The 12,297-nt window shown below is 58.7% G+C and carries 12 protein-coding genes; 4 read left to right on the plus strand and 8 right to left on the minus strand.

Annotation, left to right across the window (positions count from 1 at the left end; all coding sequences use genetic code 11):
• Window positions 1-27 precede the first annotated feature (27 nt).
• The 3 genes from trkA to ACYQ2I_RS12380 form a co-directional block, all read right to left on the minus strand.
• The gene (trkA, locus tag ACYQ2I_RS12370) at window positions 28-1,377 is read right to left on the minus strand and encodes a Trk system potassium transporter TrkA (RefSeq protein ID WP_460167329.1); all 1,350 of its coding nucleotides are present in this window, start codon (window positions 1,375-1,377) and stop codon (window positions 28-30) included.
• A gap of 121 nt (window positions 1,378-1,498) precedes the next feature.
• A complete protein-coding gene (locus ACYQ2I_RS12375) occupies window positions 1,499-1,681 on the minus strand; it encodes a hypothetical protein (RefSeq protein ID WP_460167330.1) in 183 nt (60 codons plus the stop codon).
• Between the two features lie 66 nt (window positions 1,682-1,747).
• Window positions 1,748-2,386: a DUF6677 family protein gene (locus ACYQ2I_RS12380; protein WP_460167331.1), complete on the minus strand. Its 639-nt coding sequence runs from the start codon at window positions 2,384-2,386 to the stop codon at window positions 1,748-1,750.
• 422 nt (window positions 2,387-2,808) lie between these two features.
• On the opposite strand from ACYQ2I_RS12380, the gene ACYQ2I_RS12385 reads away from it, so the two are divergent.
• Together ACYQ2I_RS12385 and ACYQ2I_RS12390 are read left to right on the plus strand one after the other, a co-directional pair.
• Complete coding sequence (locus tag ACYQ2I_RS12385) at window positions 2,809-3,036, plus strand: FmdB family zinc ribbon protein (RefSeq protein WP_460167332.1); 228 nt, start codon at window positions 2,809-2,811, stop codon at window positions 3,034-3,036.
• A 264-nt stretch (window positions 3,037-3,300) separates the two neighbouring features.
• The gene (locus ACYQ2I_RS12390) at window positions 3,301-4,113 is read left to right on the plus strand and encodes a TlpA family protein disulfide reductase (protein WP_460167333.1); all 813 of its coding nucleotides are present in this window, start codon (window positions 3,301-3,303) and stop codon (window positions 4,111-4,113) included.
• A gap of 67 nt (window positions 4,114-4,180) precedes the next feature.
• Here the strand turns inward: ACYQ2I_RS12390 and hslU are convergent, their stop codons facing one another.
• Together hslU and hslV are read right to left on the minus strand one after the other, a co-directional pair.
• Window positions 4,181-5,512 (minus strand): ATP-dependent protease ATPase subunit HslU, encoded by a 1,332-nt coding sequence (gene hslU / locus ACYQ2I_RS12395; protein WP_460167334.1) that lies wholly within the window; start codon window positions 5,510-5,512, stop codon window positions 4,181-4,183.
• Window positions 5,500-6,042 (minus strand): ATP-dependent protease subunit HslV, encoded by a 543-nt coding sequence (gene hslV / locus ACYQ2I_RS12400; RefSeq protein WP_460167335.1) that lies wholly within the window; start codon window positions 6,040-6,042, stop codon window positions 5,500-5,502. Before hslV ends, hslU begins: the two co-directional genes overlap by 13 nt.
• Window positions 6,043-6,221: 179 nt before the next feature.
• Here hslV and ACYQ2I_RS12405 point away from each other — a divergent pair, with 179 nt between their 5' ends.
• Window positions 6,222-8,399 carry a heavy metal translocating P-type ATPase gene (locus ACYQ2I_RS12405; RefSeq protein ID WP_460167336.1) on the plus strand — a complete coding sequence of 726 codons (2,178 nt, stop codon included), beginning with the start codon at window positions 6,222-6,224 and terminating at the stop codon, window positions 8,397-8,399.
• A 241-nt stretch (window positions 8,400-8,640) separates the two neighbouring features.
• Window positions 8,641-9,816: a uroporphyrinogen decarboxylase family protein gene (locus ACYQ2I_RS12410; RefSeq protein WP_460167337.1), complete on the plus strand. Its 1,176-nt coding sequence runs from the start codon at window positions 8,641-8,643 to the stop codon at window positions 9,814-9,816.
• A gap of 93 nt (window positions 9,817-9,909) precedes the next feature.
• On the opposite strand, the gene ACYQ2I_RS12415 is transcribed toward ACYQ2I_RS12410, so the two are convergent.
• The 3 genes from ACYQ2I_RS12415 to ACYQ2I_RS12425 form a co-directional block, all read right to left on the minus strand.
• Window positions 9,910-10,218, minus strand: a complete 309-nt coding sequence (locus ACYQ2I_RS12415; RefSeq protein WP_460167338.1) for an MTH1187 family thiamine-binding protein — start codon at window positions 10,216-10,218, stop codon at window positions 9,910-9,912.
• 118 nt (window positions 10,219-10,336) lie between these two features.
• Window positions 10,337-11,245, minus strand: coding sequence for an alpha/beta hydrolase (locus ACYQ2I_RS12420; RefSeq protein ID WP_460167339.1), 909 nt, complete (start codon window positions 11,243-11,245; stop codon window positions 10,337-10,339).
• Between the two features lie 211 nt (window positions 11,246-11,456).
• Complete coding sequence (locus ACYQ2I_RS12425) at window positions 11,457-12,248, minus strand: NTP transferase domain-containing protein (protein WP_460167340.1); 792 nt, start codon at window positions 12,246-12,248, stop codon at window positions 11,457-11,459.
• Between the last annotated feature and the right edge of the window lie 49 nt (window positions 12,249-12,297).

Consider the following 12,297-nt stretch of genomic DNA (forward strand, 5'->3'; position numbering starts at 1 on the left):
GGACAAGACCGTCCCGAAGGAAAGCCCTCATCCTGCGCCGTGTGCCATCAACTCGGCAATCTGTTCGATCACCGACTCGTGCGCCAAAGCCACGGCGATGTCGCCGGGCTCCAAGCGATCGTCGGCACCGGGCAAAAAAGCGTATCCTTCTCGAATGACCGCGGCGATCAAACACTGGTCGGGGAAAGGCACCGCAGCCAACACGTGTTCCGTCGCGGCCGCACCGGGAAGTACTTCCAATTCGACGATTTCGATATCGGTACCTTCCATCAGGCGCCGACGCGATACGACGACGCCCGGATTGAGGAACGCCTCGATTTCGCGGGCGACCACACGACGCGGACTGACAACGTGATCGATCCCCAGCTTGCTCAAGATTGCCCCGTAGTCCGGTCGCTCGACGATGGCCGCCACACGCTTCGCCCCCAGCTCTTTCGCTTCGACACAGGCGACAATGTTGTTTTCGTCGTCACCTGTGCAGGCCACGAAAATATCGGCGCTTCCGACCCGCTCTTCTTCGAGCGAGACCCTACGGCGTACGTCGGTGTGAACCACCGTCGCATATTCAAGGTGCGCCGCCAGAAAATCGCAACGCGCACGATCCGACTCCATGAGCACGACCGTCTGCCGGGGCCCATCCAGCAACCGAGCGAGATGAAAACCGGTTTCTCCCCCGCCCGCAATCACAATCCCAAGTTTCTGCGGCGGCTCGACCTCGAACATCGACTTGGCCCGGTCGATGTCGTCACGTTTCCCCAGAAGCGTGATGCGATCGCCGACGAGAATCTCGTCGTCGGCGGAAGCGATGAACAACTCGCCTTCGCGATAAATCGAACCGACGCGGACCCCCTTTCCCAACCGCAGGTTTTTCAACGGCACGCCGACCGCCGACGTTTCCCCCGTCACGGCCAGGTCTTGCATTTCCAGCTCACCCCGAGCGAGGTTCTCGACAGCAATCGAACTGGGGTGCCGGACCACACGCGCGAGCTCGATGGCCGAAAGCTGTTCGAGACTCACCAATCGATCGATCTTGAAATGCCGCTGGTAGTCGAATGTACTCGTATCGAGGAACACCGGCGAGTACACGCGAGCCACCGCACGCCGCGTTCCCATCGCCTTCGCCACACTGGCGGCGGTCAGATTCACTTCATCCGTATTGGTCACCGCCAAGCACAAGTCGGCATCGAATGCTCCCGCCTGAAAGAGCGTATTCGATTGTGAGGCCGAGCCGCGCAACGCGCGAACGTCCATCTCCTCATTGATTCGGTGGACGACATCGGGATCCATGTCGACGACGGTAACACTGTGCCGTCGCTCGCAAAGATTCGCGGCTATCGAAGCTCCGATCGTTCCGCCGCCCAACACCAAAATACGCATGACTTCGTCCCGTTTACGAACGATATCCGGATCACGGCACGAGCATCAATCGGCGTAACCGGACCGCCTTTCGGCTCAATCGCCCCGTGATCTTCATCTTCCCTATGGCTGTATCCGGCGATCAAACAAATCGATTCACGGCAAAGAGCAACAAGAAAATGATCAACATGAAGCCGACGATCCACACGGCCGTTCGCCACGCATGAGGCAAGATGGCCGACATCACCTCTTGCCGTGTCGCCGCATATACCAAGGCGATGGCCACCAACAGTGGGAGCAAGTACCAGTAATAACCGATCGTCATTGTGATCACTCGTCTTCTGCGATCCGAAACGCCGTTTTCCCGGTTGTGAAAAACTTCTGCCCACAATCAGGCTTCGGTCGGGGAAGCAGAACCTTCCGCCTGATTCTCGGCCTCGTCGGGCGGCGTTTCCTCGTCTCGGTTCCGATCTATCTTGCGACGCTTCTTCCGTGATTGTTTTTCCTCCGCCGGCGGAAAAGCCGGGCCGAGAAATGCGTCGAACACCACCAAGATGTTCAACAGTCCCGCCGTCATCGTGTATAGCGATCCCAACTCGAAGTAGGCATGCAATTCTTTATGGATGCGATTCAACGTCGGCGGATCGCCGTTATCGTTCCCCAGACGTGGAGGGGCCATAAATCCACCAAAAAGAGGCTGCTTGCCCTGCCGAATGCGCATGGATTGAATCAACGCCGGCATGGCGGGCAATCCTGCCCCCAACTGGCACAGGTAGGCCATCCGGGAATCACCGGGGCGAAACGAGGCATACACGACGCGGGCATACCCGACGTTCCGGCTGCTGCCCAAATAGCATCCATAGAAAAAGGTGCCCAGAATGCATACTGCGTACAGCAACGCTTTGTGCTTTCGGCCTTGATACAAGTGCCCAAGGCCCGGAACGAGCCATGCCAACACGGCAGCCGTCACCGGATCCCGCAACGACACCGTCCGTCCCAGTTCGTCCACAAACTCGTGACGCGTACTCAATTCCGTTCTCCCGTTCGGGAATCGATTGCAAACGTGTGGAAAAGTGTCGATCACCCAGTCGCGCATCCCCGCCGCGCACCAGCCCATCAACCTAGCTCACCCTCTCTGTGATTGCAACTGCTGGAGCGGGGGCGCTATCGGGATCGGGCTGTAACCTTCCCCCTATTTTGCACATCCATGAGAGAACAGGAAAGGAAAAACGGCGGCCCGCAATCACTCCCACCACATACTCAACGCAACCGTCGGACAGACAAGACGATACGACGATGGCCACGGCGACGGCCGGTCCGTCCGGCTCTCGACGAACCGGCAGAGGCTGCCGATAATTAAAGCTGGTAAATCACCAGCCGGCAGAGAATCCAAAACGCGGCAACCGGAAAACGCAGGAAAGATAGCCAACATACACAAACGAGGTGACCGACATGCCACTGTTCGAGTATCGCTGCGAAGACTGCGGACACGTGACCGAGTTTCTCGAAAAGGCCGGGAACACCGACGAGCACACTTGCGAAAAGTGCGGTTCGACGCGAATGATGAAACTTCTGTCGCTTTGTTCTGTTTCTGTTCAACAGAGCCCCGAGTGCGGCTCGGCATGCCAATTCAACAAAGAAACTGGGCGATGCGATTCCGGTGCGTGCGGAATGTTTTAACGTTCTACTCCGCGTGCTCCCGCACCGTGGCATCCGGAACGTCCGTCCGCGCCGGACATCGGCGACGAGGCTCCGCTCGTTTCCCTAGCCTCGGCGGCAGGCCTCGACAGCAGCAAAATACACCGGCAGGACCGGAGCCGCTCACTGCCGGTGTTCTCTTTTTGACAGATCGCAGCAAAAACTCTACAACGTAAGAACTCTCTTACGTCTCCACACCGACGAAAACGGGAAAAGGGAATTTGAACCGGCTGCGGGAGCACAGCAATGAAACAGTTGGATACGCGATGGAATGTATTTGTGGTGGTTCTTCTGGGCATGGCTTTGACTGTCGGTTGCCCCAAACCGCAACAAGAAGGCAACACCGCTGCGAACGAAGAAACCACGCCCGCCGCAAGTTCGCCAGAAGAAGCAACTTCTCCGGAAGCGGTCGGACCGAGTGAAACACCCGCGGAACATCTCCCCGACGCCACGACGCCCGCCGACGAGCCGGAAACCGAAATGACCGCCGACTCCTCCGGCTCGACCTCGGAAGAAGCGGCGGAAGTCGCCCCGCCCACCGTCCCCGAGGTCGTCATGGGCGAGGTCGACCGGCAAACGTGCAAGGTCTTCGTGGGCGAGGCGTTTCCGCTCGATTTCGAACTACCGCAGCTCGGCGATGCGAACGTCGCTTTGCAGTCGCTTCTGGGAAGCAAGGCCACGCTGATCGTGTTGTTCGCGACAGGAGACGATCCCGTGGCGGAGTTGCAAGCCGTGAATTTACTGGAGGACATTCAACGCGACTGCTTCGAACCGTATCACGACGCAGGATTGCAGGTGGTAGCTGTTTGTGAGAAGGCGGAGGCGGATATCGCCCAAAAACCCGTTTCCGAGGCCGGGGCGAAATACGCCGTGCTGCTGGACATCGACGGCAACTTGTTCGACGCCGTGGCAACCGAAAAGTTGCCCCGACTCTATTTGCTCGATGCCGAAGGAACCATCGTCTGGCTGGACATCGAATACTCGAACACCACGCGCACGAACCTTCAGCAGGCTCTCAAAGCCCTCTTCGCGTCGACGGCAGGAAATCCCGCAAAATGAGGAAACCAATCCGACGCGGTCGATCTCTTGAGATTTCGTCGGCTTCGCGACGCTTGAACGCAATCGGTCAAAGAATAAAACGGCTGACGTCTTCGTTATCGGCGACGTCGGCCAATTTTTCATTGACGTAATTCGCGTCGAGTTCGATACGGCCCGAAATGCAATCCGGGGTGTCGAAGCAGATATCTTCCAACAGCCGCTCCATGATCGTGTACAGGCGTCGCGCGCCGATGTTTTGCGTCGTCTGGTTCACACGATAGGCATAATCGGCGATCGCTTCGACGGCATCTTCGCGAAACTCGAGCAGCACGTTTTCCGTCTCCAAGAGTGCCCGATATTGTTTCAACAGGGAGTTCTGCGGTTCTTTGAGGATCCGAATGAAATCTTCCCGCGTCAGGTCCTCCAACTCGACGCGAATCGGAAACCGCCCCTGCAATTCCGGCATCAGATCGCTGGGATTGCTACGGTGAAATGCCCCCGCGGCAATGAACAGAATGTGATCCGTCTTGACGTACCCGTGGCGTGTTTTGACGGTCGTTCCTTCGATGATCGGCAGCAAATCGCGCTGCACGCCTTCTCGTGAGACGTCGGGACCGCGGGTCTCCTCGCGAGCGGTCACTTTATCGATTTCATCGATGAAGACGATGCCCGATTCTTCCGCCAGATGAAGTGCCTCGGACTTCACTTTTTCAAAGTCGACGAGAGCATCGCACTCTTCTTCAAGCAAGACCTTCTTCGCTTCCGCAACGGTGAGCGAGACGGTCTTCGACTTCGGCGGCATGATCCGTTCAATCACCGACTGAAAATCGGTGCTGATGTCCTCCATTCCCCCGCCGGAAAAGAAGATTCGCGGGGGCTTTTGATGTATTCGGACTTCGATGCGTCGCTGATCGAACACTCCATCGGCGAGCATCTCTCGCAGTTTTTCATACGTGCGGCTTCGCCGCTCGGGATCGGCCGTGGGCCCGTCCGCAGGCGTCGCCTCCTGTCCGGCCAAAATTCCCACCAGTCGGTCCTCCACACGGCGTTTCGCCTCATCGAGGACTTTTTCTCGCTCGCGGTCGCGAACCAACACGATGGCATTCTCGACCAGATCTCGAATCATGCTTTCGACATCGCGACCGACGTATCCCACTTCGGTATACTTCGTCGCCTCGACCTTGACGAACGGCGAGTCGGTCAAAGCGGCCAGCCGGCGAGCAATTTCGGTCTTTCCGACACCGGTCGGACCGATCATCAAGATATTCTTGGGCAAAACCTCGCGGCGCATGTCGTCATCGAGCTGTTTCCGCCGCCAGCGATTGCGAACGGCGACGGCGACGGCCCGTTTGGCTTTTTCTTGGCCCACAATGAATCGATCCAGCTCGGCGACGATTTCACGGGGCGTCAATTGGTGCACGGCAACTCCTCCACCACGATGTTCGTGTTCGTATAGATGTCGATGCCCGCGGCAATCAACAACGCTTCGCGAACGATCTCCGAAGCCGAGAGCGTTGAATGGGCCACCAGTGCTCTGGCGGCGGCGACGGCGAAGTTTCCCCCGGAGCCGATCCCCAGGATTCCGTCACCGGGCTGAACCACATCGCCGGTTCCCGTGATCAGCAAGGTATGTTCGCGATCAACGGCGATCAACATGGCCTCGAGCCGTCGCAACGCGCGATCGGTTCGCCATTCCTTGGCCAGTTCGGTCGCCGCCCGCGGCAAATTACCGGGATAGTCTTTCAGCTTGGCGTCGAATCGCTCGAAGAGCGCGAATGCGTCGGCGGTCGCCCCGGCGAATCCGGTCAATACCCGGCCGTCGGCCATTTTCCGGATCTTGACGGCATCGGCCTTCATGACGGCAGAGCCCAGCGTGACCTGTCCGTCACCGCCGATCGCAACCCGATCGCCCTTTCGGACGGTCAGAATCGTCGTACCGTGAATCTTCATTTCGAGCGACTCCCACAACCTTGCTTGCGACCGTCGAAGCGACACGTTCTTTTGGAACCCGATATGATATCATATGGAAGCCCGCAACAGCAGGACCTGCCGAAACCCTCATAATCCAGCAGAGAATACGCCGCCACGTCCGCACGAGTGACCGACGACGGCGCAGCAGCGAGTGTGCGATGTCCCGCGAACGCCGCCAAGAATTGCGATTTCACATTCCGGAGCTTCACTGCCCGAACGAAACGGCGGTGATCGAGAAGGCGCTACGGGCATGGAAAGACGACCTTGTGCTGGAACCCGACTACGTCGCCCGTGAGCTGACTATTCGGCTCGCCCCCGACACCTGCACGGAAGAAGAGTTGGCGACCGCCTTGCGAACAACGGGGTTTTCGATCATACCGCTTCGCGACGCGAACATTCCGCCGGAAACCGACGTTCGAATGGTCCCTTTGCCGCCGACGCTGGTCGCCGGAATCGTATTTCTACTCGCGGCGGTTTCCTATTACGCGGTTTTGGGCGTCCCCAGTCGGCTGATCCAGGCTTTTCTGTTGGCCGCAATTGCGACCGCGGGTATTCCGCTTTTCCGTGAAGCGTGGACGGCAATCCGATTGAAAACGCTCGATATGAACGTCTTGATGACGATTGCCGTGACCGGCGCCGTGCTTACAAAAAGCACGTGGGAGGGCGCCGTCGCCGTGGTGCTGTACGGCTTGTCTCTCTGGATCGAGGATTTCTCTCTCACGCGAGCACGGCATGCGATTACCCGACTCGTCACGCTTGTCCCGCAGGTTGCGCACCTTTGGCAATCCGACGATGACATGCGTGACGTTCCGGTCTCGGCAATCCGCCCCGGCGATCGAATACTCGTGAAGCCGGGCGAACGCATTCCTACCGACGGACGTGTTTATCGCGGCACGTCGACAGTCGACGAAGCTCCCATCACCGGGGAGAGCATGCCACAGGAAAAGAAGCCCGGCGATACCGTCTACGGCGGATCGTTGAACACAACCGGGGTGCTCGTGTTCGAGGCGACCGTTGAGCCCGAGCAATCGATTGTGTCGGGGATCCGGCGGCTGATCGATCAGGCGCGCAGCAACCGATCACGAGTCGAAACACAGATCGACCGATTCGCGGCGAGGTACACCCCGGCGGTTATCGCACTAGCGACGGCCGTCGGTGGTATCGGTGCAACTGCCTCGGTCCTAGGCTTCGGTGGTGCCGACGCCCTTCCGCCGGCCGAATGGGCCTATCGTGCGCTGGTCGTTTTGGTCGTTGCGTGTCCTTGTGCTTTGGTCATTTCGACGCCAGTAACGATCGTCGCAGGTTTGTATCGCGCCGCTGCAGCCGGCATCATCGTCAAAGGCGGCCGGTTCTTGGAGGCCGCCGCCAATCTACGAACGATCGCTTTCGACAAAACCGGTACACTCACAGAAGGCCGTCCGCGGGTCGTTGCGGTCCATCCCCGAAGGGGCGATGAAGAAGCTCTTGTGCGCGTCGCGGCCTCGCTTGAAGCCGTTAGCGACCATCCACTCGCCAAAGCCGTTACCGAGTACGCTCGTGAGCGAGCCGTGACGGTGCACGCCGTCAGTAATTGTGAAGAACTCCCGGGACAAGGCATCACGGGCTCGATCGACGATCGATCGTACTTCGTCGGAAGCCGCGATTATTGTGAATCTCGAGGTATGGGAGAACAATGCAGCAAACTGCTGGCTGAACTCGGGGAACCGGCGCACACGGCCGTTTTCATCGGCAATGACCGCGAATTGATGGGAGTCATTCTGCTTGCCGACACACCGCGTGTCGATGCAAAATCCGCCGTCGAGAACCTCACACGCTTGGGAATCGAAGCGATCATCCTCTCCGGTGATCGGCAGGCGGTCGTCGACAAGACCGCCCGCGAGCTGGGGATCGACAAAGCGCACGGCGACCTCCTTCCGGCGGACAAGATCGAAGCGATCCGGCGGCTTTCGGCTGAACAAGGCCCCGTAGCCATGGTGGGCGACGGCATCAACGACGGTCCTGCTCTAGCCGTAGCCGACGTCGGGATTGTCTTGGGCGCCACAGCAAGCGACACCGCCCTCGAGGTCGCCGACATCGCCGGGACGGGCAATCATGTTTGTCGTCTGCCTTATGTCGTTGAGCTAGGACGCCGCGTGCAAGCCCTGATCCGCCAAAATATCGCCTTGGCCCTGGGAATCAAGCTGTTCGTGTTGGCGGCTGCTCTGATCGGCTGGGCAGGCATGTGGTTGGCCGTGTTGGCCGACGTCGGCGCGTCACTGGTCGTCGTTCTCAATGGGTGTCGCATCGTTCGATTTCCCGAGCCTTCCTGCCCGGCCCAACGCGCTCTGGATTCTTAAACGCAACGCAAAACATCGAACGTGCACATGCCGATTTTTATCCTTCTTTCCGGTCGAAAGTAGCGCGGCATATGCTCGGGTTCTTTCGACCGGTACACTGAGGGAGCCTTTCAGGACTCACATTCGCAACGAATACTGTTGTGTCGTCGATCACGCGGAACGTCCCCCCTTCGACGATATCCACGCCGTCCGGCGGCTTGGGGCGGCGACAGGTCTCACGACAACAGGGGAAGGGACAGTCATGACCGGACGCGAACGTTTCTTGGCCGTCTTTCGTGGTGAAATGCCGGACCGCGTGCCTGTCACGCTGTTCATTCAAGACCAAGGCCACTTCATCGCAAAGCTGCATCCCGACTTGGATCAGTGGGACCATCTGGCCGTCCAGAAGCGGGTCGTCGATTTTCAGCGGGAAATGGGGGTCGACGTCTTCGTGCGTGTGCTGTTCGGCGTCAACGATCCGCTTTCGATTCATTTCGGCGGTTTGAACACGGCGGTGGAAACCGACACGTGGCGCGTCTGCAAGCAGGTGTCAGAGCGTGAAGGCACACGCGTCGAACATGCCGAAATCGAAACTCCCGAAGGAACACTCTCACAAGAGTTCTCTATCAACGAAGTCAAACCCGGTACGTACTTGTACTGCTGCACGAAGAAACCGATCCGTACGATCCGCGATTTGGAACTTGCCGAGAAGTACGAACCGGGAATGCCCGACGGATGGCCGGAAAAAGTTCGCGCGCACATCGCTGAGATCAAGAATTATGTCGGCGACGACGGCATCGTCGGGTCGTGGACGCCGCATGGCCCCTTCAACAACGCGTCGCTGCTGTATCCTCAAGACGAACTGTACATGCTGTTTCGCACCGATCCGCCGTTTTATGAACGGCTCATGCGGTTTGCGATGAACCGTATCCTCGACTACACGGCCGCGATCGACGCAGCAGGAGTCGACGTCCACTGCGTGGGCGGAAACGTCCCTGGCGGGTTCCTCGGAAAGGCCAATTACGACAAGTACATCCTACCCTTCGAGAAGGAATATATATCGTTCGTACAACGCAACGGCACTCCCGCGATGTATCACAACTGCGGCCAGATCATGAACTTGGTCGACAGCTACAAGGAGCTCGGTGCGCGAATCGTCGAGCCGTTTTCTCCACCTCCGCTGGGTGATTGTGCCGATCTGGCTGCCGCCAAGCGTCAGGTCGACGGGGCCTACGTAATGCTGTCGGGCATCGACCAGGTGAACGTGCTCGAAAAGGGTACCGTCGAAGACGTGCGTCGGGCGACCGAAAAGGCCATCCTCGACGGCAAGCCGGGCGGCGGCTTTATCCTGCAACCGGTCGATTTCTTGGAGTACGACACGCCGCTGGAAAATATCCGCGCCTATGTCGAAACGGCTCTCGCACTTGCCGACTATTGAGAAATCACCGCGTTCCACGGCCCCGGCAAAGCGTGCGTCTTGCCGCCGACACGTTTCGTTTTTCGTCGATGCGCCGCCCTCGCTACGGTTCGATTATTTCTTGACCGGTCGGCCGAGTTTCTCCTCGACACTGGCGACTTTGGCCTGCAAACGGCCTGATTTACCTGCCCGATAATCGATCTTGATGATACATTCGATTCGATTGCAATCCTGCGACATCCGCTCGAAACAACGACGAACGACTTCCATGACTTGATCGAATTCCCCTTCGAGCGTCGTCCCCATCGCGTGACATTGATACTCGAGCCCGCTTTGATCGATGATATCCAAGCTGCGCGCAACATACGGACTGAGACTTTCCCCCTTGTCGAGCGGATACATGCTGAACTCGAGCAAAACCATCGCTGTCCCCCGGTACACGTAAGATCCATCCGACTTGATTCAAACACGGCTCATTGTCGATTACCGACAATGCGCCGCTGCTTCGTCCCCCAATCGTATTCATCTTCGTTGCGAGAGACTACTTCTTCGGATCGAGCAACCCCATGTCGCGCATCCAAGCTTCGGCCAGCTTTGGCCAAGTCTGCGCAACGGGATGCTCGCTCGGACGCAGCCCATAGCCGTGCCCACCTTTGGTGAACACGTGCACCTCCGCCGGCACACCGGCTTTGGTCAATTCGACGAAGAACAACGCGGCCAGTGATCCCCGGGCTTTGTCGTCGGCCGTGACAGCCATGAACGCGGGCGGCGTCTCCTTGTCGATCCGAACCAACTCTCCCAATTCGGGTTTCGAATCGTCCATCTGAGGCCCAAGATAGGCGGCATAGATCGGCATGATGAAATCGGGGCGACAGCTTAGTCGGTCCGCCTCGTCAACCGGTTCGTACGTTTGCTCACGCCAATACATCCCGGTCATACAAGTCAGGTGGCCGCCCGCCGAAAACCCCAGTACGCCGACTCGATGCGGATCGATTCCCCACTCCTCGGCATGCGCCCGGGTTAGGCGAACGGCCCGCTGGGCGTCCTGCAAAGGTTCCCAGTACGGTCGGTCCGGATCACGACGCGGCACTCGATATTGCAGGACGACCGCCGTCACACCGAACGAGTTGAACCACTCGGCAATTTCGATGCCCTCTTTGTCCAAGGCCAGAATGTTGTAGCCCCCGCCCGGACAAACGATGACCGCCGCCCCGTTCGCCTTTTCGGGGGAAGGACGATAGACCGTCATCACCGGATCTTCGACAACCGTCACTCGCGAGATCTGGCTGGCGGCCTTCAGTTCGACAATCCGTTCCGGAGGCAACGGCTTGGCGTCGGCTGGTAATCCGTTCGGCCAAAGCTTCAGCGTCGGCCCCTCGGCCCAAACGGCCCCCTGCACGCAAACCAAGAGCACCAATCCGGCGCCAACGCGAGCAACGAAACGATTCATGGAAGGCTCCTCCGCTGTAAACAACATGTCGAACGTTCACGCCTCGCCTTTAGTGTGTTCCGAGCAGGGTGTCGATGCAATGATTCGCAGGCCGTGCGGAGTTGCGGCCCACCAGAATCGCCCCTCAGACTGATTAGCACAAGGCCGACCGAACCGAATTCGTTCGAGGAAGGAGTCACCTCGACATCTCGACTCGGCCGCCCTTGTATCCTCACGCAGCGAATCTGGAACCTCGCGTGCCGGAGAGGTGAAATCCTCGGGATCGATGCGGATCACAGGCGGCGGCGATACTCTCTGCCGCTAGAACACGTCGCTCCCAAATGCGCCGTTTGCGGCGATATTCCGCGACGGTATCGATGTCGTCGGTATAGTCGTCGATTTCCCGGAACAGAACGTTCTCCACTTGGTGTCGCCGCAGCGGAAAGCCGGCAACTGAGCGATACAGCTCCCAAAGTTTGCCTCGGCCGCCTCGATGCGCGTCCTCGATCGCTATACGCAGATGTTCTTCGATCCAATCGATCCGGGACCGATCGAATACCACGGCGAACATTTCACCGTGCGGGCTTTTCGTGAATCGACTCGGGCCGGAGCGACCGAAGAACCTCAAACTGCATGAGCTACTTGCAATCGTGGCAAACGCCTCGCGCGTGTAGAAGACGTCGCCCAGCAGCACCAGGGTTCTTTGGCCCCACAACGACCGCGTTTCGTACAGCGATTCAATCGTCCAACGGCGTCGCCTCGGCATGTACCAGCTTGTCGCAGGTCGAACAATGCGAGGATCGTGCGTCACTACGACCACCGGTGTGAATTCGAACTCGGTTGCCAACGCAATCGTGCGGTCGATCAACGGTACGCCGTTGCATGGCGCCAATTGCTTGGGCAAATCGGCTGTCCACCGCGTTGCCGTCCCGGCCGCAAGAATCAATACCGTCTGAGCCATAAACGCCCGTCGCCCCTTGGCCGAATCGTATTTCCACGTTCGCTGCGGGAAGCCCAACACCATTGAGGGGAACATCCCCCGTCAATAGATGCATGGTCATTAGACAAATCGC

The sequence above is a fragment of the Thermostilla marina genome (genome assembly GCF_054657455.1).